The sequence below is a fragment of the Heliomicrobium gestii genome, from assembly GCF_009877435.1.
Taxonomy (GTDB): Bacteria; Bacillota; Desulfitobacteriia; order Heliobacteriales; family Heliobacteriaceae; genus Heliomicrobium; species Heliomicrobium gestii.
In genome coordinates this window covers 17,786-43,267 of sequence record NZ_WXEX01000003.1, presented here as the reverse complement: position 1 = coordinate 43,267, position 25,482 = coordinate 17,786, and the positions used below count along the sequence as shown (strand labels likewise).

The 25,482-nt window shown below is 57.2% G+C and carries 25 protein-coding genes; 7 read left to right on the top strand and 18 right to left on the bottom strand.

Annotated features, from left to right (window positions below; translation table 11 throughout):
* The first annotated feature begins 44 nt into the window (after positions 1 to 44).
* Complete coding sequence (locus GTO89_RS04055) at positions 45 to 2,417, top strand: heavy metal translocating P-type ATPase (RefSeq protein ID WP_161260795.1); 2,373 nt, start codon at positions 45 to 47, stop codon at positions 2,415 to 2,417.
* 49 nt (positions 2,418 to 2,466) lie between these two features.
* On the opposite strand, the gene GTO89_RS04050 is transcribed toward GTO89_RS04055, so the two are convergent.
* From GTO89_RS04050 to nth, 3 genes are all read right to left on the bottom strand, one after another.
* Positions 2,467 to 2,694 carry a hypothetical protein gene (locus GTO89_RS04050; RefSeq protein ID WP_161260794.1) on the bottom strand — a complete coding sequence of 76 codons (228 nt, stop codon included), beginning with the start codon at positions 2,692 to 2,694 and terminating at the stop codon, positions 2,467 to 2,469.
* Between the two features lie 172 nt (positions 2,695 to 2,866).
* Complete coding sequence (locus GTO89_RS04045) at positions 2,867 to 3,817, bottom strand: D-2-hydroxyacid dehydrogenase (protein ID WP_161260793.1); 951 nt, start codon at positions 3,815 to 3,817, stop codon at positions 2,867 to 2,869.
* A complete protein-coding gene (nth, locus tag GTO89_RS04040) occupies positions 3,814 to 4,464 on the bottom strand; it encodes an endonuclease III (RefSeq protein ID WP_161261013.1) in 651 nt (216 codons plus the stop codon). The genes GTO89_RS04045 and nth overlap by 4 nt, the downstream gene beginning before the upstream one ends.
* Before the next feature lie 217 nt (positions 4,465 to 4,681).
* Here nth and GTO89_RS04035 point away from each other — a divergent pair, with 217 nt between their 5' ends.
* Positions 4,682 to 5,050: a carbohydrate-binding protein gene (locus GTO89_RS04035; protein WP_328793856.1), complete on the top strand. Its 369-nt coding sequence runs from the start codon at positions 4,682 to 4,684 to the stop codon at positions 5,048 to 5,050.
* Positions 5,051 to 5,174: 124 nt separating this feature from the next.
* On the opposite strand, the gene GTO89_RS04030 is transcribed toward GTO89_RS04035, so the two are convergent.
* A complete protein-coding gene (locus tag GTO89_RS04030; RefSeq protein ID WP_161260792.1) occupies positions 5,175 to 6,233 on the bottom strand; it encodes a S8 family serine peptidase in 1,059 nt (352 codons plus the stop codon).
* A gap of 171 nt (positions 6,234 to 6,404) precedes the next feature.
* On the opposite strand from GTO89_RS04030, the gene GTO89_RS04025 reads away from it, so the two are divergent.
* Entirely contained in the window at positions 6,405 to 6,707 is a 303-nt protein-coding gene (locus tag GTO89_RS04025) for a DUF896 domain-containing protein (protein ID WP_161261011.1), read from the top strand.
* Between the two features lie 189 nt (positions 6,708 to 6,896).
* Here the strand turns inward: GTO89_RS04025 and GTO89_RS04020 are convergent, their stop codons facing one another.
* From GTO89_RS04020 to GTO89_RS03975, 10 genes are all read right to left on the bottom strand, one after another.
* Positions 6,897 to 7,142 carry a DUF3243 family protein gene (locus GTO89_RS04020; RefSeq protein ID WP_161260791.1) on the bottom strand — a complete coding sequence of 82 codons (246 nt, stop codon included), beginning with the start codon at positions 7,140 to 7,142 and terminating at the stop codon, positions 6,897 to 6,899.
* A 71-nt stretch (positions 7,143 to 7,213) separates the two neighbouring features.
* A complete protein-coding gene (locus tag GTO89_RS04015) occupies positions 7,214 to 7,453 on the bottom strand; it encodes a small acid-soluble spore protein (RefSeq protein WP_161260790.1) in 240 nt (79 codons plus the stop codon).
* Positions 7,454 to 7,653: 200 nt separating this feature from the next.
* Positions 7,654 to 7,983 carry a rubredoxin-like domain-containing protein gene (locus GTO89_RS04010; RefSeq protein ID WP_204758207.1) on the bottom strand — a complete coding sequence of 110 codons (330 nt, stop codon included), beginning with the start codon at positions 7,981 to 7,983 and terminating at the stop codon, positions 7,654 to 7,656.
* Positions 7,984 to 8,091: 108 nt separating this feature from the next.
* Positions 8,092 to 9,132, bottom strand: coding sequence for an aldo/keto reductase (locus GTO89_RS04005; RefSeq protein ID WP_161260789.1), 1,041 nt, complete (start codon positions 9,130 to 9,132; stop codon positions 8,092 to 8,094).
* Positions 9,129 to 9,944: a helix-turn-helix transcriptional regulator gene (locus tag GTO89_RS04000; RefSeq protein WP_161260788.1), complete on the bottom strand. Its 816-nt coding sequence runs from the start codon at positions 9,942 to 9,944 to the stop codon at positions 9,129 to 9,131. Before GTO89_RS04000 ends, GTO89_RS04005 begins: the two co-directional genes overlap by 4 nt.
* A gap of 208 nt (positions 9,945 to 10,152) precedes the next feature.
* Complete coding sequence (locus GTO89_RS03995) at positions 10,153 to 12,429, bottom strand: S-layer homology domain-containing protein (protein WP_161260787.1); 2,277 nt, start codon at positions 12,427 to 12,429, stop codon at positions 10,153 to 10,155.
* 64 nt (positions 12,430 to 12,493) lie between these two features.
* Complete coding sequence (locus GTO89_RS03990; protein ID WP_161260786.1) at positions 12,494 to 13,549, bottom strand: hypothetical protein; 1,056 nt, start codon at positions 13,547 to 13,549, stop codon at positions 12,494 to 12,496.
* Positions 13,550 to 13,714: 165 nt separating this feature from the next.
* A complete protein-coding gene (locus GTO89_RS03985) occupies positions 13,715 to 15,370 on the bottom strand; it encodes an NAD+ synthase (protein ID WP_161260785.1) in 1,656 nt (551 codons plus the stop codon).
* An 83-nt stretch (positions 15,371 to 15,453) separates the two neighbouring features.
* Positions 15,454 to 15,996, bottom strand: a complete 543-nt coding sequence (locus GTO89_RS03980; RefSeq protein ID WP_161260784.1) for a TVP38/TMEM64 family protein — start codon at positions 15,994 to 15,996, stop codon at positions 15,454 to 15,456.
* Between the two features lie 139 nt (positions 15,997 to 16,135).
* Complete coding sequence (locus GTO89_RS03975) at positions 16,136 to 17,140, bottom strand: glycoside hydrolase family 113 (protein ID WP_407929485.1); 1,005 nt, start codon at positions 17,138 to 17,140, stop codon at positions 16,136 to 16,138.
* A gap of 188 nt (positions 17,141 to 17,328) precedes the next feature.
* Here GTO89_RS03975 and GTO89_RS03970 point away from each other — a divergent pair, with 188 nt between their 5' ends.
* Positions 17,329 to 17,508 (top strand): hypothetical protein, encoded by a 180-nt coding sequence (locus GTO89_RS03970; protein ID WP_161260782.1) that lies wholly within the window; start codon positions 17,329 to 17,331, stop codon positions 17,506 to 17,508.
* Between the two features lie 199 nt (positions 17,509 to 17,707).
* Entirely contained in the window at positions 17,708 to 19,543 is a 1,836-nt protein-coding gene (locus tag GTO89_RS03965; protein ID WP_161260781.1) for an APC family permease, read from the top strand.
* Positions 19,544 to 19,765: 222 nt separating this feature from the next.
* On the opposite strand, the gene rnhA is transcribed toward GTO89_RS03965, so the two are convergent.
* The 4 genes from rnhA to GTO89_RS03945 all read right to left on the bottom strand — a co-directional run bounded on the left by rnhA (position 19,766) and on the right by GTO89_RS03945 (position 22,817).
* Positions 19,766 to 20,257, bottom strand: a complete 492-nt coding sequence (gene rnhA / locus GTO89_RS03960; protein ID WP_235920227.1) for a ribonuclease HI — start codon at positions 20,255 to 20,257, stop codon at positions 19,766 to 19,768.
* Positions 20,239 to 20,991, bottom strand: coding sequence for a polyphosphate kinase 2 family protein (locus tag GTO89_RS03955; protein ID WP_235920226.1), 753 nt, complete (start codon positions 20,989 to 20,991; stop codon positions 20,239 to 20,241). Before GTO89_RS03955 ends, rnhA begins: the two co-directional genes overlap by 19 nt.
* A 165-nt stretch (positions 20,992 to 21,156) precedes the next feature.
* Complete coding sequence (locus tag GTO89_RS03950) at positions 21,157 to 21,342, bottom strand: hypothetical protein (RefSeq protein WP_161260779.1); 186 nt, start codon at positions 21,340 to 21,342, stop codon at positions 21,157 to 21,159.
* Positions 21,343 to 21,770: 428 nt separating this feature from the next.
* Positions 21,771 to 22,817 carry a S1C family serine protease gene (locus tag GTO89_RS03945; RefSeq protein ID WP_161260778.1) on the bottom strand — a complete coding sequence of 349 codons (1,047 nt, stop codon included), beginning with the start codon at positions 22,815 to 22,817 and terminating at the stop codon, positions 21,771 to 21,773.
* 117 nt (positions 22,818 to 22,934) lie between these two features.
* Between GTO89_RS03945 and GTO89_RS03940 the strand changes: the two genes are divergently transcribed.
* Positions 22,935 to 23,660 (top strand): response regulator transcription factor, encoded by a 726-nt coding sequence (locus GTO89_RS03940; protein ID WP_161260777.1) that lies wholly within the window; start codon positions 22,935 to 22,937, stop codon positions 23,658 to 23,660.
* Positions 23,657 to 25,348, top strand: coding sequence for a sensor histidine kinase (locus GTO89_RS03935; RefSeq protein ID WP_161260776.1), 1,692 nt, complete (start codon positions 23,657 to 23,659; stop codon positions 25,346 to 25,348). Before GTO89_RS03940 ends, GTO89_RS03935 begins: the two co-directional genes overlap by 4 nt.
* The last annotated feature ends 134 nt before the right edge of the window (positions 25,349 to 25,482 follow it).

Genomic DNA, 25,482 nt, shown 5'->3' with positions numbered 1-25,482 from the left:
CATATGAGTAGATATTCATATGTCATGCGAAAGAAGGGCTCATCATGGCAACTCATTGCAATGGAGGGTGCTCTTGTTCCTGTGGTAGTGATGGCGCCCTCTCGGAAAAGAACGCGCAGAGGGAACGGACGGCTGAACACATCGCTCACGCCGAAGCGGCAACGGCAGTTGCGTCGGCAAACCTTACGACGACGGCCATTACGCCGGCTGATGAGACGTTGCCGGCCCAGGAACAGGTTCTCCGTTACTACATCGACGGACTCGATTGCGCCGACTGCGCCGCCAAAGCGGAAAAAATCCTCGCCCGACAGGCAGGCGTGCGCTGGGTCCATGTCGATTTTGGGGCCGGCGCGTTAACGCTCTCTCCCGTTGAACCGGCTTTCTCCCTGTCTGCCATCCAGTCGATCGTCACCAGCCTCGGCTACCGCCTGCGCCTACCCGAGGGAAGCAGCCTTTCGGCCGGACAAGGAGCGGGACCGGCGACAGGAGCGGACGCGGGGGGACAATCAACCTGGCGCCGCCTGAATCTGCGCGCCGCCGGGCCCTACCTCTCTGGACTGGGTCTGGCGACAGGACTCCTCTTCGACCAGTTGGCGCTCTCGGCGCTCTCACCCCTCGTCTACACCTTGGCCATCATCGCCGGGGGTTGGCCCATCGCCCGCGCCGCTTGGACAGCCATCAAAAATCTCACCCTCGATATGAACGTGCTGATGACCTTGGCTGTCGCCGGCGCCATCGCCATCCACGAATGGTCGGAAGCGACAGCGGTGGTCTTCCTCTTCAGTTTGGGGGCGGCTCTGCAGGCGTCGACGCTGGACAAAACGCGCCGATCCATCCGTTCGCTCCTCTCCCTCACACCGGCTGTCGCCACCGTCACCCGCGATGGCATCGAATCGATCCTGCCGGTGGAAGAGGTCGTCCCCGGCGACGTGATCATCGTCCGCCCCGGCGACCGGATCCCCCTTGACGGGCAGGTGCTGCGCGGCGCCTCATCGGTCAACCAAGCGCCGGTGACCGGCGAATCGACACCGGTGGAAAAAGAACCGGGCGACGGTGTCTTCGCCGGGACGGTCAATGAGAACGGCCTGCTGGAAATCAAGGTCACCCGTCCGGCCTCAGACAGCGCCGTCGCCCGCATCATCCGCCTCGTCGAGGAGGCCCAGTCGCGCCGCGCTCCCTCCCAGCAGTTTGTGGACCGCTTTGCCGCGATCTACACCCCTGTTGTGATCGCCCTCGCCGCCCTTGTGGCGATTGTGCCGCCCCTCTTCGGGGCGTCCTGGCAAGCGTGGTTTTATCGCGCCCTGGAACTGCTCGTCGTATCCTGTCCCTGCGCTTTGGTGATCTCCACACCGGTGGCCATCGTCGCCGCCATCGGCAACGGCGCCAAGCGGGGCGTCCTGATCAAAGGCGGCGCATACCTGGAAGAACTGGGCCGGATCGACACGATCGCCTTTGACAAGACGGGCACGCTGACCCTCGGCCGCCCCGAAGTGGCGCGCTTTCTCAATCTCGCAACGTCCGCTCAGGGCAGTGACAAGGAACTGCTCGCCATCGCCTGGGGACTGGAACGGCGTTCCTCTCACCCGCTGGCGGCGGCCATCGTTCGATTCGCCGAAGAACAGGGCCTGGCCCCCTCGGCCGCATCCGCCCTGGAGGCCTATGTCGCCCTGCCGGGCGCCGGCGTAAGCGGCGTCATCAACGGTGTCCGCTACGCGCTCACAGCGCCCGGTCGCAGCCCCCTGGCGTCAGCCCTTCCCGAAACTATTCTTACGCAGATCGACGCTTGGCAGCGCGAAGGCTATACGGTCTGCCTGCTCACCGACGAAGAGCGACCGTTGGGCCTATTCGCCCTCTCCGACGGCAGCCGGCCGGAAAGCCGCCCCATCTTGACCCGCCTGAGAGAGGCCGGTGTCCGCCGCATCGCCATGCTTACCGGCGATAACGGTCAAACGGCCCGCCGGATCGCCGCTGAACTGGCTGTCGACGATGTGCGCGCCGATCTGTTGCCAGCCGAAAAAGCCGAGATCGTGCACTCGCTGAAATCCCCCGATCGCCGCGTCGCCATGGTGGGCGACGGGATCAATGACGCGCCGGCGCTGGCGGCTGCCCACCTTGGCATCGCCATGGGGGGCTATGGCGCCGACATGGCTGTGGAAACGGCCGATGTGATCCTGGTCAGCGGAACACTGGAGCAACTCCCCTTTGCCATCCGTCTCGGGCGCTCTGCCCTGACGATCATCCGGCAAAACATCATCTTCGCCCTCATCGTCAAGACCGTGGCGCTGCTGTTGATCCTCCCCAACTGGCTGAACCTGTGGCTCGCTGTGTTAAGCGACACCGGCGCGGCGCTCGTCGTCATCATTAACGCCGCCCGTTTGCTCAGCCTTCGCCCAGATCAGGCGAAAGAACAAGGGTAACCGTCGAGGGGCTGCCCCCATGCCTTTGCTGGAGCAGCCCCTCGTTTTGTTATTTATTGACGAGTTCGTGAACGACCTTCGCTCGCTCGATGAGTTCATCAATCGAAAGTTCCGGGTTGGCCCGGTGCACCTTCCCCACTGTCTTCCCGTAGGTGCTAAGGGTTACCGCTGTAAATGAATCAACCATCTTCTCAATATCGTTCATCATTTGGGGCGATACTTGGATGCCCTGTTTGGTCATCAGTGTAAAGAGATCCGCCTTGAACTGCTGCTTCATGGCGCCGCCTCCTCTCCCCCAAAAATCCGGCTGTTTCCTTTAGCCAATTATAACCACAAACACATATGGGACGAAAGTCCTATTTCTTTTCGCCCATCCAAAACCGTTGCCTTTGAAAAAACTCATAAAAAGAGCGCTGCAACAGCTCGTGGGCTGGCAGCGCCTTTTCCAATCAATACCCTTTTTCCAGATCAACGACATTCAAGGGCAGCGGTTTCTCTGCCATAAAGGCCTCCAGGTTGGTTTCAAAGATTTCCAACGCTCGGTCAAGGTAGCGCGGGGACCGTCCGGCCACATGCGGCGTGATGAGCACGTTGTTCATCTTCCATAAGGGACTCTCCTCGGGAAGAGGTTCATCCACAAAAACATCCAAGGCGGCGCCGGCGATTTGGCCCTCTCCCAGCGCATGGACTAGGGCCGGCTCATCGATCACCTTGCCCCGAGCGATGTTGATCAAGATGGCCGAGCGCTTCATCAAGGAGAACTCGTAGGCGCCGAAGCGCCGTTCCGATGCGGCGGTGAGGGGCATCGCCAAAACGATGAAATCAGCCTCGGCGATGGCCAGTTCGATCTGATCGCGAGGGTAGGCCTTATGGACCCCCTCGACGGTCCGCCCGTCGCTGTTCACCCCGGTGACACGCATCCCAAATGCAAGCGCGCGAGCAGCGATTTCCAAGCCCATCGCGCCGAGACCGACGATGCAGACCGTCTTCTGATGGATCTCATCGAGCTTCACATGGTCTTCCCAACGAGCTTGCTCCTGCATGCGGACGAAGAAGGGCAACTGCCGGGCAAAGGCCAGCATGACGCCGAGGGTGTGTTCCGCCGCCTGAACGGCATGAACACCCTTAGCGTTGGTCAGCGTGATCTCCCGCTCTTTCAGCACATCAAAGGGGATGTGCTCTAAACCGCCGGCAAAGGATTGAATCCACCGCAGTTTCGGCGCCCGCCGCAGCACCTCCGCCGTCAAGCCGTCGCCATAGGTGACAAGGGCGTCTGCGCTGGGCAGAAATTCAAGGGCCTCGCTGGTGGATCGGCAAATCCGCCAAAGGACGCCAGGGTATGTTCTTTCCAGACGTTCGCGGTGCCATTCGGGAAAAGGCATCGTTGTGAGGATCTTCATTCCGTTTCCTCCCCTGTCTCGACGTTTACCCCTGTATATTCCCGGCATTGTTCAGCCAACCGGCAGTCCCTGCAGGCCGGCTTGCGGGCATGGCAAACCTGGCGTCCATGAAAAATCAGCCAGTGATGGGCCTTTGCCCAGAGCTCCCGGGGGATATTGCTCATCAGTTCCTGCTCCGTTTTGACGACATCGGCCGCCTGGGCCAATCCAAGGCGGTTCGACACCCGAAAGACATGGGTGTCCACAGCGATGGCCGGTTCCTGAAAAGCTTCGGCCAACACCACAGAGGCTGTTTTTCTTCCGACGCCAGGCAGTTCCTCCAGCAGTTCCCGGCAGTTGGGCGTCTGCCCGCCGTGTTTTTCCACCAGCAACCGGCAGGCCGCTCGGATGTTGCGGGCTTTGTTACGATAAAGACCGATGCTTTTAATCAGGTCCTCCAACTCCTCCTGGCTCAGCAGGAGCATCGCCTCAGGCGTGGGGGCTTTGGCGAAAAGCGCCGGGGTGACCAGGTTGACAGACTTGTCCGTTGCCTGAGCGGCCAGCATGGTGGCGATCAGCAGTTCGAAGGGATTGCGGAAGTGTAAAGCGCAACGGGCGTCTGGATACATGTCGGCGAGTGTGGCGAGGATCTGTGAATGCCTGTCCAGTCTGATCCACCTCCGGTTGAATCGTCCGGAAAAAGGTAATTTTCAGATACTTAGTTTACCACATCCGTCGCTTTTGAAAAAGCGGGAGAACCCCTGGGAATTGCCGCCTTTTCCACAGACACCAGATCTTTACGGCTGTGAAGGAGCGCTATTTGGAACCATACTAGCCATGGACCCTCTTCTGGACCCTATCGATCATGTCCATAAAAAGGAGGTCATGAACAGAATGCATCAGCAACAGGCCTATGGTCAAGGCTATCAAGCCAAAACGATGGCGTCAGGCATGGTCAATCCAACGGTTAAAATTCGACCTTTGCTGGGAGATGGCCGCGATGTGACGATCGTCTACGACGGGATCCTGAGCAAATCGGGCGCGCAGCAGGTCTACCTCCACGCCGGATATGGGAAAAACTGGCGAAACGTCTATGATCACCGGATGGAGGCCACAGGTTCCGGTTGGCAGTGCACGATCAACATGGAGCAGGATGATTTGCTCTTCTGCTTCAAAGATTCGGCCAACAACTGGGACAACAACAGCGGCAAGAACTGGAGCTATCAGTCCCGGGGCATCAACCCGCCCCATTAAATCCCATCCATTGGGAAAGCAGCGGCCAAGCCGTCGCTTTCCCAATGGCCACAAGCATTTGGTGTCGTCCATGCAGCAGGGCCGCCGGAATCTCTCTGAGGGAACATGACGACTTTAGACGCCTTTACCGGTAGAAACGGGCCTGCCCTTTTTCGCCATCCCAACGGACGGTGGCGCCGAAGGCTTCCGCCACATAACGGACAGGAACGTACAACCGATCGGCGATGATCTGAGGAACGCCCTCCATCTGCTGTTGCTGACCGTTGACAAGAAACTCGCTTGAACCCACTGTCATGGTGATCTCGGTGGCAAAACGGGGCGATTGTCGATAATCGAGAACGCCGTGGCCAACCATCAGCGGATTGCCGCTTGTCGGCCGCGCATAGCGCATTAGCGCCGCGTAGCGTTCATCATCGGTCATCGGGCGTCCAAAGGCCGCTTCAAGGAGCAGGCACATGCCGAGCGCCATCGGGGACGCCATGGAAGTGCCAGACAAGGCCTTGTAGCCGCCTCCGGGCCAACAGGAGTAGACATCGACGCCGAAGGCCATAAAATCGACACCATCATAGCTGGAGGAAAACTTGGCCGGTTGAAAATCCTGCTGGCAGGCGCCCAGGCAGATCACCTCCGGGAAAAAGCCGGGAAAATTCGGTTCCCATGTATCGGCGCTGCCGTCGCCGCTGTTTCCCGCCGAAACAAAGATGGAGACACCCGATTTGACGAGCTCTTTGATCACCACCCACAGTTCCAGATCGATGGCAGGTGAACCAAAGGAGCAATTGACATAGCGAATCCGGTCTGCCGGATCTCGTTGGCCGTTAAACTCCCTTACATAGCGCAGCGCCTCTTTGGCCGCTTCCGTGTCGACGCGGCCTTTGCTGTCGCCCACTTTTAACGACACCAGGCGAGCTTCCGGCGCCAAGCCGGTCCGCGCGCCCGCGACGATGCCGGCGACATGGGTGCCGTGACCGTTTTCATCATTGACGGATCCGCCCTCAAAGGTCCGCATTTCGACAATGCGACCAGAGAAATCGGGGTGCCGGGGATCAATACCGGTGTCGATCACGGCGACGACAATCCCGGCGCCGCGGGATTGTTTCCAATGCTCCGCCACCCCCGCTGCCTCGATGTGCCAGGGAGAAACAGCAGCGTCAGATTCGTAAAAGGCTGGGATCGTGCCCATAACGGCCCCTCCCTGTCGATGGTATTTCCTACCATCACCCTATGGGACGCCGCTTGCAATTGAAACATAAAAAAATGCATCTTTTTTACGGACATGCTAAGATAGAGAGGCAAATTCTAGCGCTCTCTCCCATGCTACGGTTGTTTCAATGAAGGAGGATGTCCAGTGTCTATCACCAAGGATCTCATCGATCGAATCAACTATCTGTCGCGCAAGAGCCGGACGGCGGAGGGGCTTACGGAGGAAGAAAAGGCGGAGCAGGTTCGTGTGCGCCGCGAATATGTAGAGGCGATCAAGGCGCGTGTCAAGGACACCCTCGATCGGGTGGAGATTGTCGACGCCGATCCGGCGGCACAGGCGGAAGTCGGACACAAGGATGGCTCTAATAACAGCGCTGGTTCATCTGCTGCCGACATGGGAAAAGGGTGCAGTTGTCCCGCCTGCGGCACAAAAAAAACACCTCACCTTCACTAAGAGGTGTCGGCGTGCATGCCTTTGTAAAATGAGCGAATCATGACAGATAAGCCGTCAGAAGGGATTCCCCCTACGACGGCTTATCTTTTGGGCTCATGGCTTTGTCTTATTACCGGAGCTTTTTCGCTAAACCGCCTGGTGCTCGACCTTAATCAGGCAGAATATCGCCAGGCAGAAAACCTCCGGGGATCAGTGCAGGGCCTGTTTCCCGTACCGGAGCAGGATGTTGGCCAGCACTTTTTTTTCGTCTTCTGTGCTCACTTCCCATAGCGCCTTCATCAGCTTCTCTTCCGGCTTGTCGGCTTTGAAAAAATGAACGGCAATGTCGCCCAGATTGACAATGCCCTCACGCATGACCTCATCGGAGATCCCGTGCTGTTTTCCCTCTTCAATGCGCTGGGCCAAGCGTTCGCGGAAACCTTCGATATCCACCATCAGCCATTCCCTCCTCAATGATGCTAGCAGTAGCATTTCCCTGCACCCACCCGGCCTATGCTGGTAAGGGCCTACTCCTTTTTGTCCTTTTCATTGAGCGCCCCTTTGCGCTCTCCTTCCTCTGCCAGGGCGCGCTCGGCTGTTTCCACCATCTGCTGGCGCACATAGGTTTCGAGGCCGTCTCGGGCCATGCCGATCTCCACATTGTTGTCAAGGGGCTCATTGGCGCCCATCTCCTTGGCCGTCTCCCATCTCAAACGATCGATCTGGCGATGGGTGCGCAGGTCGTCATTCTGTTTTTTGTTGCTCATCGAAATGCCTCACCTCATCTTCTAGCTTCCCTCGAAGGAATCAGGTTATGTATAAAAAGAAAACCTTCCCGCACGCCAATCCGTTTTCTGGAATCGGCGTCAGGAAGGTTCTCCATAAGGGGCGAAATGCGTTCAGTCAAAGACTCAGCATCGTCCCTTGGGGAATCGTTCGACTTTCTCGCTTTTGGTTTTTTCGCTTTTTAACCCCACTTGCCCTTGTTCATGTGGCCCTGCAGTTCGGCCTTGATCGACTGGCGGTACTCCACAGCAGATTGGCGGAGCCGATCAAAGAGCTTATTGCATCCGGGATCGAGGTCTTCCTCACGGCCTTCCTCGGCCAGAAACTGGATGTTTTCCAGCAAACTCAACAGTTGGACATGGATGTCATTGGTGATCCGGGAGCGCTCGATCAGGTTGGCTGCCTCTTCTGACAGGGCCGTAAACTTTTCTTTCGCCGCCCCGCATTTTGGGCACTGGTCCGGCGCCGCCTCTCCTTCATGGATATAGCCGCAGACGCCACACTTGAACATCAGAGGATACCACCTTTCTCTTGATCCTTCCTCGACGGCGATGTTGTCACGGTGATGTCACCGCAACAGATCTCGTCATCTCTAGTGCAATCCATTCGCCAGTCTACCCTAATTTTCCTTCTTTAAGCCAGGATCGTCCAAATTGGCGTGGGCCTCTTTGAGCATCTCCCGGATGGGCAGGTCATAGGGGCAGCGCGCTTCGCAGACACGGCACTCCCGGCAAGCGTCGGCTTTGACGGCCATGGCGCCGTACCGTTCCTGCGCCCAGTCCTGCAGGTTATAGCGGGTCCAATAGCCGTGAAGGAGAAAGGTGACGGGGATGTTGACGCCATGGGGACAGGGCATGCAGTACTCGCAGCGCCGGCAGAAGCGTTCGCCCAGGGAGCGCAACGCCTCCTGCACCTGTGCCGTCTCTTCCGCCGTCAGCGGATGACCTGCTTGTCCGACGCGACAATTGGCGACCACCTGTTCAAGGGAGTCCATGCCGGGGATGACAACCGATACAGGCTTGTCAAGGAAGAAGCGCAGCGACTGTTCCGCCCAATCGGGCCCCAATGCGCCGCCGGCTAGGGGCTTCATGACGATGATGCCCAGATCCTGTTCGACACAAGCAGGCAACAGTCGTTCCTCCACCCGGGTTTCAATCACATTGTAGGGAAACTGACAGGTAGCGAAATGGCCGGTGGCGATGGCTTTTTCCAGAACGGACGTCACATGGCCGGTGATACCGACCGCCCGGATCCAACCGCGCCGGCGAGCCTCCTCGGCGCCTTCCAGCGCGCCGCCCAGCGCCAGGACCTGATCCAGGGAGGCGTCGTCCTTGACATTGTGCAATTGGTAAAGGTCAATCATGTCCACACCCAGGTTGGCTCGGCTCTTGGCGATATCGGCCAGCAACCCTTCGGCCGTTCGCTCCATGCTTTTTGTGGCAAGGAAAAAGCGTTCCCTCTCGATGCCTCGGATCCCCTTGCCGATCTTCGCCTCACTGTCCGTATAGCCGCGAGCGGAGTCGATGAAGTTGACACCTGTCGCCAAGGCGGCGACGACGACGGCGGCGGCAGCCTCGTCGTCCAACCTCTGGATGGCGATGCCGCCGAGTCCGATGAAAGATACGGGCCAGCCAAGCCGACCCAGAGCGCTTGTTTTCATGGTTCGATCCCCTCTTCCATGGATTGGAGGTAGGCTTCCTCGTTGAGCAAACGCCGGCTGCCGACCAATCCTGTTTGCTTGATCAACCGGACAACGCCAAAGAGAAAGCGAAGCTCCGCTTCATTCAAATCGTAGATCATGCGCAGTGTCTGTTGGATAGGGGGTTCTGCCAACAGCCGGATCAGGTCATCGCCTAACACCGGCAACAGGTTCTCTAAAGAGGGCTGGGGCACCAAAAAGTAACAGGGGGTCACGCCAACGGCTTCCGCGACCCGTTCGATCGTGCGCAGCGACGGCTGCACCTTCCCCTGCTCGATTTGGCCGATCAGACCGGGCGATACGCCAGCCCGTTCGGCCACCTCCGCCTGGGTCAAGCCCAGTTGTTCTCGAAGGCTGCGCAAGCGACTGGCGATGGCGGTCAGCGATCCCATCAACTGGGGGATTGATATGTTCAGCAGATCGGCCAGCGTGCGCAGGGTGTCAACGCCGGGGCGGCTCCCCTCCTCTTCGATCTCCTGCAACGTTTCCTCGGAGATGCCTGCTGACTGAGCAAGCGCCTGCCGTGAAAGTCCCCGCTCCTCCCGGAGCAACCGCAGCTTTTGGCCAAGACCGATCTCTCCCCCTTCAGGGTTCCCCTCTTCCCGTTTGAGCCCTAAGGCGGCAGAGATTTTTTCGATGATCCGGTTCGCCGGCTGTTTGGCCCCTCGTTCGATCTCACTCAGATAAGACACGGAAACACCGGAGAGCCGAGAGACTTCTTGTAGGGACAACCCCTTTTCCTCTCGGGCATGACGAATCCAGGTATGGTCCATAGAGGCCCCCTTAACCGGTTTGTTATGTACTGGCGTCTTGCTTTTATTCTGACCGATCTTCCCTTTCGATGCAACCCAAAGGGACCTTTCCGGCGCGCGGAGGAAAGCATAGCTTCAAAAGAGCCCTTGTACTGCGCAAAAGAGCCTGGATCATCGGCGATCCAGGCTCTTTTTTCGACAGGCTTATCAAGGTCGTAAGCGTCTTGTGTCAATCACCGGTGGGCATCGTGATCTTCACCGACTGCGGTGTGCCCAATCCGCCCACATAGATGGTGTATTCAATCGGGCTTTTGCCGATCGGCAGGTACTCTATGAAGGCAAAGCTACCTTGGTTGTCGGTGACCGTCTGATCGAAGAGCACGTTCTGCACTGCTCCGTCAGCGATTTTGGTCACACGAAGGGTGACATCGACATTCGGTTGGACATCGCCGCTGTTTTTCAACAGGCCTTGAATCGTGACGGGGTTTTGCGCAGCAGAAGTCGTTATGTTATAGGTGACTCCCTGCGTTACCTGGGGCGTAGCCATTGCCATGTTCGATGTCCCCGCGTAGGTCCCTCCGGTTACGATGAGTTGGAACTTGTATGACTGGCCGTTTGTCACCCCGATCACCGAAGCGCTCGTGGAAGACGCTGACAGGGTTTCCGTAACAGCGGCCGGAGACCAGGTCGCCCCGCCGTCCGTCGACTGCTGGACCAAAACTGTCGTAGCGCCGGCCGGGGCGGTGAAGGTCAAGCGAACCTTCCCATCTTCCCCCACAGCCGTCAAATCGGTGATGTACCGGTTGCTTGAACCGCCACCGGACGAATGTGACGGCGTTGTCGTCGTTGTCGCCGCCGGAGCCGCCGGCGCGTTCGTTGCCGGCGTGTTGCTGGAAACACTGGCTGCGGCACTTACCTCAACCTGGTTGATGGACCGGTAGAGCGACTGGATCGCCGGTGGAACTGCCGGCGGAACCGGTGTCGGCGCAATCGTCGGGGCAAGCTGGGCTTGCAGCGCCGGCGGCACGGCGACCGGCGCCGGTTGATTCTGCACGGCGGCGGCCGCTTGTTGCGTCAAGAAGGATTGAGCCGCCACAAAGCTCGCAATGGCAGCCGGCGATAAGGGCGCCGGGGGCGCCGGCGGCTGACCGGGCGCGGCGACTGTTGTTTCCAGACCGGGGGGGACAGCAAAGGACTGTCCTGCGGCAGCGATGCTCCCCCGGCCGTCGATCACGCTGAAGGAGCCCGTCCCTCCGCTGTTGCCGCGGGCGGCAAAGCGAGTTCCCTGAACGGCGGCAACCCCCCAGGCCATATCCATCTGGATGTGCGTTTTTTCTTCCGCAGCGACCTTCCACCATTCATCGTCCTTGGCGCCTTGATCTTCTTCGGCGAGACGCAGCTTAGACAGGGCTTCGCTCAAAACGGCATCAGAAGCGGCAGCCAGCAGGGGGCTGGTCTGGCCAAACATAGTGTTGATCCCGGCGGAGGTGGTTTTACGCAAAATGCGATTCGTCGCCAATACGCCAACCGCTTCCCCATCGGACATATTGACATGCAGCCAATCAACGGAGACACCAGGCAAACCCTGGTTTTTTATGTAGGCGCGACCCTTGGCCTCCTTCACAGTCATGCGGGTGCCTTTTTTTAGCAACATACCGGTGCCATCGTCAAAGAGCAATTCCGCCGTTCCCGATTCTACGTAGATGCTGTCTCCAGGCGTAACCGCCCGCTCCCCTTTGACTTGTGTAGACGCTGAACCGGTGGTCACGGTCGTCGTTCCGTCCTTGGCAACCAGTTTGATCGGGAGATCTGTCGAACGCAGCGAGGGCGCTAGGGTGTAGAGCATCGATAAGGCGCGCGCCAATTCCCGCCGGTTAAAGGTGCGGTCCGGCGAGAAGGCATTGCTCTCCTTCGGCAGGTCCACAAGGCCGGCTTCCGCCGCAACAGCCGCCTGATCTTTCGCCCAGTAGTCTTCCGGAATATCGGTAAAGCTCCGCTTCACCGCGGGCAAGGCAGACTTCTCCAGCCGGAGAAGCAGGACGACCGATTGAATCCGTGTCAAAGGTTCGTCAGGACGGAAGGTCCCGTCCTCAAACCCCCGCAGCACGCCGGCCTTGCTGGATGCGGCGATGGCAGACTGGGCCCAGTGGTCGGAAGGCACATCAGGAAAGGGAGATTGTCCCGCGCCGTCAAGGGGCAGGTTCATTCGCTTGGCCATCAGGAAGGCTGCTTGCGCCCGCGTCAATCCCTCATCGGGATGGAAGGAACCATCGGGGTAACCGGCAAGCATTCCCCGTTTGACCGAGTAATTGATGAAGACATACCCGGGATCACCGCCCGAGACATCGCTGAATAAGGCTGGCGGCGTAGTGGGCTGGGGCGTGAAAGATTTCCCCCCGTCGGCCGCTAAGGCCGTCAAGGGGTTCAATGTCGTCGATAAGGTGATCGCCAGCGTTACGGGGGCAATCAACCAACGTTTTAGTGACCAACGATGAAATGGATTCATTTGGGTCCTCCTTCGTGTTTTTTCCATTATGCGACATCACACCCAGGCGCCTTGGCTAGGGCATTCAGGGGTCGTGTGGCGGTAGTGGCGGAGGCGGTGGTGACGTCATCACAGGATTGTATTTTTTTACCGCCTTCCTCGCCTTGGAATGCATGGTGTCTTCATGATCCCAAAGAAAAGTTCGCACGAAAAAGTAGTCAAAACAGGACAACTGGTCCGTCGGGATAGTCAAATCATCAAAGGTTGCGCATCCGCCCTGATCAGCGCCAAAGTCGGTGACCTCCTTCACGCTGGTGGACAAGGGGATCTTTTCACCGTTGGATGTGACGCCGATCAGATTGGCGACAGCCCGAACCGGTTCCGCCGATCCCACTCGAGAGTACGTCATGGTTGCGGGAAATTTGATGACGTCATCGTTGTCAATCGCATCCGTCACGCTGGTTGACTGAACGAAGGAGCGCCGGTCTACCAATAGGACTTTCCCACCGGTAAACCAATCGTTGACAGCATTTATGCTGGCAAAAATATCGCTGTTGTTGGTTAGCGCTACCATATTCGAAAATGTGAGCTCGATCCGATTTACCTGTGCTGGCACGTTTTTATCGTTGCGAATCTCCACCTTAAAGGCCTTGAGTCTCCTATCATCCAGACTGACAGGGTCAGTGCGCTCGATGTACCCGTAGACATCGCTTGTGACAGTTTGTAAATCAAGAGAAGCGTAACAACGATTTTCATAGACCGAATCGGTTATGGTCGTTAGCGACGCATTGTAAATTTCCGGTATGTGTTGAGAGGGGGTAGGTGAATACAAAAGCCGATTACTTACTTGGACCGTACCCCCGTTATTCTGAGGGAAAAGGATCCCATCGGGAATGGACACAGTGAATTCTTTGCTCTCACCGGGGTTGAGCACAGGGCTGCTCGATACCGGCGGTTCAATAAGGACGATGCTTAAAAAATTATTTTCGGTGGCGAAGCCGACTTTGAACGTTGTTACGCTCGTGTCCAATTCATGCAATTCAGGATCATCCGTCATCGCTGATGCCGTTCCGGAAAAGCCAAGGCATATCAAGAGACCTACCAGTATCACAACTGACAACAATCGCCTTTTTTCCCTCACGCCTCTACCTCCTTTTTTTAAAAAAATCCCTTCAACGATAAACCAAGGATGAGCTTTGCTTTTTGATGCTGATTATTTCTGTATTGGCAATCTATATCCTGCAAGAGAGTGTTAAATTCTATAAAAAAACCCGCCGTTTTCTGAGAAACTGACGGGTTTTATCATTTAATACCTAGCCGCTACGGGCATGCGACGACCGACACCGAAGGCTTTTGTGGTCACCTTCAAGCCGGGCGCTGCCTGACGGCGCTTGTGCTCACTGCGGTTGACGGTTTTGATCACCCAGCGGACCGTCTCAGCCTCAAAGCCGCGCGCCACGATCGCTTCCGCCGATTGCCCTTCCTCAATGTAGAGCTGCAAAATCGCATCCAGCACCGGATAGGGCGGCAATGTGTCCTGATCCTTCTGGTCGGGACGCAGTTCCGCTGAAGGCGCTTTTTCAATGATCGCCCGGGGTATGACCTCTCCCTCCCGGTTGATGTATTCGGCCAGCTCGTAAACAAGCGTCTTGGGCACATCGGAAAGGACACTCAAACCGCCGCTCATGTCGCCGTAAAGGGTGCAGTAGCCCGTAGCCATCTCGCTCTTATTGCCTGTCGAAAGGAGCAGGTGCCCAAACTTGTTCGAGAAGGCCATGAGGGTGTTGCCGCGGATGCGGGCCTGCAGGTTTTCTTCGGTCACATCGGTCTTCCGGCCATCGAAATGCATCTCCAGACTGAAGAGGTAGGCGTGGTAGATGTCGGCGATGGGGATGACCTTGAAGGGAACGCACAGGTTGGCCGCCAACAGGCGCGAGTCTTCCACGCTGCCGACAGAGGAGTACGGCGACGGCATGGAGATCCCAAGGACGTTTTCGGCGCCCAGCGCCTCGGCGGCGAGACAGCAGGTGACGGCCGAATCGATGCCACCGGAAAGACCGACAACGGCCTTGGAAAAACCGCACTTGCCCAGGTAGTCGCGAATGCCGAGAACGAGGGCGTCATGGACCGACGCCGCCCGGTTTTGGGAAACGAAGGCCGCCGGCGTTCCTGCCTCGTTGGGCGCCTGTTTCACATCGACGATGGCGAAATCTTCTCGGAAGGCGGGACACTGGGACAGCAATGCCCCTTTTCCGTCCAGGGCCATGCTGCCGCCGTCAAAGATCAACTCATCATTAGCGCCCACCTGATTGACATAGACGAACGGAAGGCCGAATCGGACGGCATGGTTGCGAATCAACCGGTACCGGGTCTCCACCTTGCCCATCTCAAAAGGAGACGCCGAGATGTTGATCAACACCGTAGCGCCGCCTCGCGCCAATTCCTCGATCGGATCACGGTCATAGAGGCGGCGTTGAGGCCAGAACTCAGGGTCGTTCCAGGCGTCTTCACAGATGGAGATGCCGAGCATCTCGCCACCAAAAGAAACCGGTGCGGCATCCGCCGCTGGATCGAAATAGCGGGCCTCATCAAAGACGTCATAGGTCGGCAGGAGCGATTTGGCCTGCCGGTGCAGCACCTTTCCTCCGCCGATGAGCAGGGCGGCGTTCGCCATGCCCTTGCCGGCAGGGTTGTCCCACCGTAAAGGCGCGCCGATGAGAATGGCTGTCGCCGGATAATCGAGGGAACGACGGACCAAATCGTCCAGAGCCGCCTCAATCCGATCAATAAACCAGTTTTTTTCCAACAGATCTTTCGGCGGGTAGCCGGTCAGGTAGAGCTCCGAAAAGACGATCAGGGACGCCCCTGCTTGCGCGGCCCGGGACCAGGCGTCAACGGCTTTGGCTACGTTGGCTTCAATGTCTCCTACGACGGGATTGCACTGGGCGATAGCAATTTTCACGGTTCCCACTCCCGGATGATGTATGATAGACAAAGTCCTTATTATGGTATCATCCCTGCGGTCCCTTGCGCAAACCTTTATCGCTATTGTCCGATCAAAAAGGAGAAACCGGCGCCGACGGCGGCCAAAAAGATCGCCCAGGGAGTGATGCCTACCGCTTGGGTCCAGAGGAAACGGCGAAAGGGCACGCGGTATAAGGCCGCAGCGTATTTGACAATATCCCCGCCGATCAGGGGGATCAGTCGAACACCGATGAGAAAGACCGGTGAAGCGACGGGAAACTCGCGCAACCACCGGGGCAACTTGGCGAATTGCTCCGGCAGGGAGATCTCTTCGGCGCTCCGGCGGATCAGCCAATAGCCGGCCACAGCGCCTCCCATGGAGCCCAATCCGTTGGCGACTGCGCCGAGAGCCGTTCCATAGATGAAACCATTGACCAAAGCCACCGGATCGGAACTCAGCGGCGATATGCTGAGGAGGATGTGGGCCGGAACGGTAAAGCAAAAGGCCCATAGCCCTTGAGCGCGCATCCAATCAACGGCGGCGCCCAGGTCAAAACCAAGGGCTGTCGCCGCGAGGGGGAGCGCCATCAGCACGACAAACAAGACCAATGCCCTGTATCGCATCGGCCATCCCCTCGCTTCCTCTCCCTGATTCCCCTACATCGCAATCGTCCGGGTTTCGCCTTGCTTTGGCCCTTCGTTCATGTTATTACCTACCCTATGTTGCATCCCATCCCTTCGTCCCACCTCACCCCCGGTCCTTTTAAAATCGGTTCAACAGATCGCGCAAACCTGCCGATAGCGCGTTGCTGGCAACCTCTGTCGGCGCAGTGGCGATGATCGACTCTGCAGGCCTATCCATGGGGTAGTAGCGCGACTCTGGCATGTGGATCTGAAAGACAGAGGCGCCAAGGAACCAGGGTTGATGCCAAAAGACCCGGAAAAAAGCGGCAAAGCAGTCTCGTTGCTCCTGCAGATTCTCTCGCTCCGAAGGCGCTGCGCTCCAGGGCATGCGGTTCGTGCCAGACCGGTCGACATAACCCACCTCTCCAAAAAAGATCGGCTTTCGCCACCGTTCATGCAAGTCTCTGACCTGATCGAAAATGGGCTGCCGTCGCAGGTAACGGGTGGAGCGACGCCAGGCATCGACCAGTTCCTTTTCAGGCGGCTGCTCCCGGTTCGTCAACTCAAAGTAGGCCGAAATGGAGATGAAGTCCACCTTGTCGAAGAGCGGGTTTTGCAGCTTGCGCCGGTACTCATAGAGGGAGACCGGGTTCGCCCAGGAGGTGTACCACCACTGGGTTCGATAGGTGATGCGACCCCGGTACAGTTTGCGGATGTCTTCTATCAAGGCGATCCACTCGCGACTGTGCGGTTCAAGATGAATGATTCCGTCCGAGATGACCAGCGTGTCGATCCCTTCCTGGTGGGCAAAGTAGGCGGCCTGGAGGCAGATCCGGCTCCATTCCTCAAACCAGGCGTTCACATCGCCGGGATCCCAGGCAGTTTCGGCCAAGCCGCCAGCCTGAACCCAAGGGAAGGGTTCCAGAAAGGCCGCCAGCCCGGCTCGGCGAATCTCCGGCATGGCGGCGGCGGCCTGAGCAAAGGCCTGCGGGTGGAGGGTCATTCCCGCTGACTGCGGGTCTGGCACATCGACCCGAAGGGGAACATTGAGACAATTCAGCTTCAGGCGGCGGGCATTCTCCAGCGGCAGGGTGATATCGTCCATCCGATCTGGCAGCAAGTTTCCCGATTTGATCTTCCTCATCCTTTCCAAGCGCCCCACTCCCCCGCCGCCTCGCGGCTCTTTTTCCCGGCAAAGGTTTTTCATTTCTATTCTATTCAAGGCAAGGCAATGTCCACCCTATCCCATTGGGGCAGAGGTATGATATTCTCTTGGTAAAGACCGATTCGGACAGCTCCATTTTTCGGGCGTCCGCAGGAAGGAGATCACCCATGGCCAACAGAAAAAAAAACCGTCCCCAAAATGAACCGGAAAAAAGCAGCATACTGACCTTGATTCCCGGCTTCCGCTCCCAAACGCCCTGGAAGATGGGCGCCGCAGGCGCCTTTTACTTGACGATTGTCCTCTACGTCCTCGTCTTAGCGGGCATTATCCCCAATCCGCCCCGATGACAGGAAGATCCGCACAGTGATTCGATTACAGATTTCCACAACTTTTTGTCGACTTGTATTCATTTTATGTTGACGTATAATATAATACTGATTAAATATAAAGCCAGGGACAAACACCCTGGTTTTATTCGTGGTCATGCGTGGTTTTTTTCCGCTTCTTCGGGGATAATATCGTAAAATTGAACTGGGAGGTACCGAATTGCTTCGTAGATTGCTGATAGGGAGTAAGCTTCATAACAGGCAACTGACTCACGAGACGATCACCAAGCCCAAAGCCCTCGCGATTTTCGCGTCGGACGCGCTGAGTTCGGTCGCCTACGCGACGGAGGAAATCCTGCTCGTTTTGGCTGTCATCGGCCAGATAGCCTTCCACTATTTACCTCCCATCGCCTTTTGCATCGTTTTACTTTTATTTACCGTGATTCTCTCCTATACCCATGTGATCCGAACATATCCAGAGGGCGGAGGCGCCTATTCCGTAGCCAAAGAGTTTCTCGGCCCTACCTACGGTTGCATCATCGGGGCTTCTCTTGTCATCGATTATGTATTGACGATCGCGGTCAGCATATCTTCCGGAACGGCGGCCATCACGTCAGCCTTCCCCTCCTTATTTCCTCATACTGTGGCGATAGCTGTTTTTTTTATTGTTTTATTGACAATCATCAACTTGCGGGGCATCAGTGAATCAGCAAATTTGCTTGCCTATCCTCCCTATTTCTTTATCTTCTCCATGCTGGCGCTGATCGCTACCGGTTTTTACCGCTATTTCTCGGGAGACCTTGCGCCCCAGGCCACCCCCTATCAAGGCCATGCTTCCGACCTGGGTAACCTCGTTTTTGTATGGATCCTGCTAAAAGCCTTTGCCGGCGGGTGTACGGCGCTCACCGGCGTGGAAGCGGTTGCCGACGGCGTCCCTTCCTTCAAAGAACCGAAAGAGAGCAATGCCATAAAGGTGTTGTTATCCCTGGGCGGTCTCTCGGTGATCCTCTTCGGGGGGATCAGCGTTCTGGCCGGTTGGATTCATGTATTGCCCCAACATGGGGAGACACTGGTGTCACAAATCGCCGAAACGGTCTTCGGCGGCAGGACCTTCATGTATTATTTCTTGCAAGCCGCCACCGCTGTCATTCTCATCTTAGCGGCCAATACGGCCTTCGCCGGCGCCCCCATCATGGCGGCCAAACTGGCGTCAGAAGGGTATATTCCTCGAGTCTTCGCGCTGCGGGGAGATCGTCTCGTCTTCCACAACGGCATTTTACTGCTTTGCGCAGGCGCGATCACTCTGGTCGTGATTTTTCATGGCTCTGTTCACTCGCTGATCCCCTTGTATGCAGTCGGCGTATTTCTCGCCTTCACCATCGCCCAAACAGGCATGGTTGTCCGGTGGAACCGGTTGAAGCCAAAAGGCTACAAGATGAATGCCCTTGTCAACGGCATCGGCGCCACAGTGACAGGCGTCGTCACCATCGTCATCGCATCGACCAAGTTCATGGCCGGCGCTTGGCTGGTCTTACTGGCGATTCCGATGCTGGTATTGCTATTCAAGAAAATCAAAAGGCATTACACCGACATGGCCCAGGAGTTGTCTTCTCAGAATCAGTCCCCTTACTATGTCGTGAAGAACCACATTCTGATTCCCATATCATCCCTCTCCAAACCGGCGCTCAATGCATTGGAATTCGCAAAATCAATGTCAAACGAAGATACAGACATCACCATTGTCCACGTCTCTTCCAGTCCGGAAACGGCAGAGAAGTTGCAGAAAAAACTTCAAGAGAAACAAATCAATTTCGAACTTGTTGTTATCGAATCGCCCTACCGGGAGCTCATCGATCCCCTCGTCAACTACATCGACAATCTAGAAAAAAACCTCAATCCGGGAGAGGTTGTTACCGTCATCATCCCTGAGTTTGTCGCCCATACCTGGTGGCACTATCTGTTGCATAACCAAACAGGTTTCCTGCTACGAACGGTATTGCTGCTGAAAAAGAATACGATCGTCGCATCGGTGCCTTATCACTTGAGAAATCGTTAAACAAAAAATCACCCGATTCGGGTGATTTTTTCGATCCGTGGGGCCTTGTTCTATAGTCGGCTCTCTATACGTCGGCGAGCATCCACCAGAGAAGAAAATTCACCGCCCCGTAGAGGAGCATCAGATAACCGATGCCTCCGGCGACCCATAACAGTTTACGTCGCATCAGGCTCACGCTCCTGGACTCGCTTTTCTACCAGTTTGCCCAGGAAGGTCCCCTCATTATCGGGCGCGCACATCGGGGGGCAGGTCGGGGCGAGCAGCCGCTTCTGTCGCCAACTTGTCACAGCGCTCGTTCTCGGGGTTTCCGGCATGGCCTTTTACCCAGCGGAACTCCACCTGGTGGCGCTCCAGAAGGTGGAGCAGGCGTTCCCAGAGATCAACATTCAAGGCAGGATCCTTTTTGTTGCGCATCCAGCCATTCGCCTTCCAGCGACGGGCCCAGTTCTTGGTGACGGCGTCGACGAGATAGCGCGAATCGCTGTACAGGGTGACCTGGCAGGGCTCTTTCAGGACTTCCAAGGCTTTGATGGCCGCTAGCATTTCCATGCGGTTGTTGGTGGTGTCGCGAAACCCCTCAGACAGTTCTCGCCGATGCTCCCCGTACATCAGCACGACGCCGTACCCGCCCGGTCCCGGGTTGCCGAGGCAGGCGCCATCGGTGTAGATGGTCACTTCTTTTCTCGTCGCTTGTGTCATGACGATGCTTGACATCCTGTCGTGATACACTCCTTGCCCTGGTGGAAGACCCGCTTGTAATGTTCCAGGATAATCTCCATGGTCCGGATGCGGGCCCACTTCTTCTGTTCCCCTGCGATCAGATGCCATGGCGCGAGCGCCGTATGGGTCTTTTCCAGCATCTCATGAATGGCTTCTTCATATTCCTTCCACTTGTCCCGGTTGCGCCAGTCCTCCTTGGTGATCTTCCAGCGCTTGTAGGGGTTGGTCTCGCGGTCGCGAAAACGGCGTAGTTGCTCCTCCGGCGATATGTGCAGGAAAAACTTGATCAGCAGCGTCCCATCGCTGACCAGCATCTTTTCAAACTCGTTGATCTCTGTGTAGGCGCGCTTCCAGGCCTCTTTCGGGCAGAGTTTCTCCACCCGTTCGACCATGACCCGCCCATACCAGCTGCGATCAAAAATTCCCATTTCGCCAGCTTTGGGCAGGCGGAGCCAGAAGCGGCGCAGGTAGTGATGGCGCATCTCCTCGGGGCTTGGAGCGCCAACGGGGTGGACATGGTAGGCTCGCGGATCCATCTGTTCGGTAATGCGGCGGATGACGCCTCCCTTGCCGGCGGCGTCCCAGCCCTCGAAGACGAGGAGGACGGGCACTTTTTCCTCGATCATGCGAAACTGGTACTTCAAGAGGTCCAGTTGCAGCTTGCGCAACCGTTCCTCATACTCCCGCTCGGGGATGCGGGCTTTCAAATCAACTTCGGCGAGGCGCATGGCGGCTCCCTCCTCCAAAACCTTCCTTTTTCATTCAGTATACCATGATCGCCCCGTCTCGCGGAACCGCCGCAAGAAAAATGCCGAAGCAAGTAGAAAAGCGGATCAAAAAAGAAAAGACCGGCTGTCCGAAGACACCGGTCCCTGTATCGGTGCGGTTAATGGCTAACGTGTTGAAGAATACTGAACGCCCATGCGTTTGCGCTCGTTGTCGTGGAAGGCAGTTACGACAGGCCGGAGCATCTGCAATCCTTCGATGATCTTGCGTTCTGTCACTTCATTGTACTTTTTCTCCGCATAGGAGTAGGCCGCCGCCCCAGAAAGCAGTGTCACCACAAGCTTGCCAATCATCTGTCTCCACCTCGCTTCAAAATGGGGCTTACCATTATTTTATGTGTTTGTGATAATTATTTCAATTTGGACTAACCATGAACATTACCTCCACAAATGGCACACCGGACGGCTTGCTGGCGATGCTTTACGATGAGCACCGCCCGACTCGTATAAGCGCCGGGACTGTAACCGAATTGTCACAAGAACGTTATGGATCCGTCACTTTCCAGGGGTATACTTAGGATCAAAGGCTCACCGTAACGGCCCCGCTCAAGGCAGCATCACCCTTCGCCGCCGTTGGAATGAGGAACACAGAACCAACGGATGTTTTCAAGGGATTCCAAAGAAAAAGCGGAAGGATGCCCTTCCGCTTTTTGTCGCAGCTTCTATGTCTACTATGTATTGATCGCTCGTCATTATCCCGGGTGTAACAGTCAGACCCTATCCTATCTGGGCAGTTGAGCCAGAACAACCGCCACGGTGATCGATTCCCCTTGACGGGAAACATTCAGTTGAATCGTGTCGCCGACGCCATGAGCGGCGATCAGGTTGGAAAAGGCGCTTACGCCGGTAAAACTGTTGCCGTCGAGAGACTGAATGACATCGCCACGCCGGAGGCCAGCGGCGGCAGCGGGACTATTGGGGCTTACTTTCCGGATGTAGAAGCCCTGCGGCAAATCATAATAGGCGGAGATGGCTTCCGAGATATAGACACCCTCGACGCCGAGCCAGGGACGGGCCACATATCCCTGAGTGATCAACTGCTGCACGATTGGCTTCGCTACGTTCACCGGGATGGCAAAGCCCATCCCTTCGACACCCTCCAAGGCGATTTTGGCGCTGTTGATCCCGATCAATTCGCCTCGGGCATTGAAGAGGCCGCCGCCGGAGTTGCCAGGGTTGATGGCCGCGTCCGTCTGGATCACCTTCAAGCCGATATCATCGGCGTCTAGCGTTCGATCGAGGGCGCTCACGATCCCGTGGGTAACGGTCCGAGCAAACTCTTTGCCGAGGGGATTGCCGATGGCCACCACCAGTTCTCCAACCTCTAAGGTATCCGAATCACCCATCGGCACGGCGGTTAGGTTATCGGCGTCGATTTTGACGACAGCCAGGTCGGAACGCACGTCTCGCCCGACGAGGCGTCCCTTGATGACACGCCCGTCAGCCAACCCCACCTGAAGGGCCTGTGCCCCTTCGACGACATGGTTGTTGGTGACAATATAGCCGTTTTCTGCGTCGATGATCACACCGGATCCTGCTGATTGCTCTACCAGCCTTTCTGTGATGGTCTCGCCCATGTTGCTGATGGAAACGATGGCCGGGCCGGCCGCTTTGGCGATGCGGGGGACCGGCCAGTTAAAGACACCGGCATAGGGCGAATCGGCTGCCCAGGCGCTTGTCAAAGCGGGTCCACCGGGCGGAAAAGAAGCGCACAGGAGCGCTGCAAAGAGGAAAGAAAGAACGATGCTGAATAGACTTCTTCTTCTCAATTTGAACCCTCCTTTTTCTTTTTTTCGTCAAAAATTATAATACTGAAAAAGAAACGGTTCAAGAACATCCCATTACCGCGAGAATATTTGTAAAATGAGTCCGAGGAGGTGTCGTCGATGCCTGCAGAGGCAACGATTCTGATCGTTGAGGATGAAGAAAAGATTCGCCGCATGTTGCGCCTCTTCCTTGAACAAGAAGCCTTTGACGTGCTTGAAGCGGAAGAAGGGCTTTCGGCTTTGGACATTCTGCGGCAACGGATGGTCGATTTGGTCATCCTGGATCTGATGATGCCCGGTTTGGACGGATGGACCACCTGTCGCAAGATCCGAGAGATATCGGAATTACCCATCCTGATTCTGACCGCCCGGGGCGAGGAAGCCGACCGGGTTTTAGGTTTTGAGTTAGGCGCCGATGACTACGTTGTCAAGCCCTTCAGCCCCCGCGAGATCGTGCTGCGCGTAAAAGCTCTGCTGCGCCGCCGGGCGCCGCTCGCGACGGCGAATTCCGGGATGAACCAGGGAGAGGCCTTCGAAAAGGGACTTCATTTCCCTGAACTCAGCCTTTATCCCGAAGGGCGCAAAGCAGTCATCCAGGGAGAAACGCTCTCCCTGTCGCCGCTGGAGTATGACCTGTTGCTTTACCTCGCCCAGCACGCCGGCAGGGTCATGAGCCGCGATTTGCTCCTCGACCGGGTCTGGGGGTATGAATATGGCGGTGACAGTCGAACGGTAGACACCCATGTCCGCCGACTGCGGGAAAAACTGTCGCGCCTCTCCCCGACCGCTGCCGGCTACGTGATTACCGTTCGCGGCAGCGGCTATAAGTTTGAGATCAGCCCATGAGAATCACCCGAAGCATCGCCGGCAAGTTTTGGCTCACCCTGGCCGGTTTTTCGCTGGCGCTGTTGCTGGTCGTGGCCGGGCTCTTCTCCGTTTTTTTCGCCGACTACTATGTCCGGTGGGAGACAAACGAACTGGTCACTCAGACCAATCTGGTGGCTACCGAAGAGGATCCGGCGGCAGCGAGACGCCTCGCCATGGCTATCGCCGCCGATTCGGGGGCTCTCATCCTTGTGTGCAATAAAGAAGGAAAGGTCACCGATGTGCTGAGTGGCTATGGCGGTCCCCCCTGGTTGTCCCTGTCGTCGTCCGAATCGCCTCCCCCTCAAAGGCTCCAAGGGGGACCTCGCTTTCGTTGGGGCGCTCGGTTTTGGAACAACGATGATAGGGATCTTTGTCCCCCCCTCGACGGATCCGACGCGACGCCTTCGACGAGCAGTGACGCCGGATCCGGTCAAGGCGCCCGAACAGGCGCCCTCTACCCTCTCCTGCGTCAAGTGGAACTGACGACACAGGATAAGGAACGGTTGCAGCGAGGCGAAATCGTCATCCGGCAGACCTTTCTCGACACCTCCGGCATCGCTGCGGAAAGGACGAAGGACAGCGCCGGCGGCATCGCTACCCTTTCCGTGGCCATTCCGCACCGGAAGGAAGACAAGGTGGACAAGGTCATCTTCGCCTTCCGGGCGCTGCAACCGATCAACGATACGATTGACAACGTCCGCGCCTGGGTCTTTGGCGCCGGCGCCTTGACCTTGCTGCTTTCGACACTGGTCGCCTATCTGATCTCCAAAAAAGTCGCCCAACCATTGACGGCGCTCCATGCGGTAGCGGAACAGATGCGCCGGGGCGAATTCAACCGCTTGGCGCCGGTGGCAGGCGACGACGAGATCGGCCGTCTGGGAGAGACGCTGAATTCTCTGTCCAGTGAACTCTCGCTCAGCCTGCGGCAGTTGGAAGCGAGAAACGATCAGTTGGCCCAAGGGATGCAGAGCATGCGCGACCTGGCGGCCAACGTCTCCCATGATCTGCGCACCCCCCTGTTTCTGATCCAGGGCTATGCAGAAGCGTTGCGGGACGACATGGCGAAAACGCCCGAGGATCGCCGCCAGATGGCCGAGATCATCCTGGAAGAAACGGATCGCATGCAGCGGCTCGTCCAGGACATGTTGCAGTTGGCCCAATTGGAATCGGGGTATTTTGAATTGAAGAGAGAACCGGTCACTCCTGAGACCCTGCTCTGCCGCGTGGCCCGCAACCTCGCTGGAACAGCGGAAGAGCAGCAAATCCGGCTGACTTGTCCCCCCTACCCAAGTGACCGGGCTCTGCCTGAGATTTATGCGGATCCCGACCGGTTGACTCAGGCGTTGATCAACCTCGTCGATAACGCCCTGCGCCATACGCCGGCCGGGGGAGCGGTGCAACTGGGACTGGCGGCGCAGGCCGAATCGGTCCGCTTTACCGTCAATGACACCGGTCCAGGACTGGCCGAAGCGGATCTGGGCCGAGTATGGGAACGCTTTTACCGGGGAGAGAAGTCAAGAAGCCGGAAAACACCGGGCGCCGGTCTCGGTCTGGCGATCGTCAAAGCAATCGTGGAAAGTCACGGCGGCCAGGTCGGCGTAGAAAATCGGGAGGGTGGCGGCGCCTCTTTTTTCTTTACGATCCCAACCGCCGCCGCTTCCCAATGAACCGCCTTAAAAAACAAGGCGCAATAGCGCAATTTGGACAAAAAAAACCCGACAGAAGTCGGGCCACGCAGATGGGTATTGAAAGAAGGCACCTTTATCGTAATCGAATCGATACAACCCTACATCGGACCCAG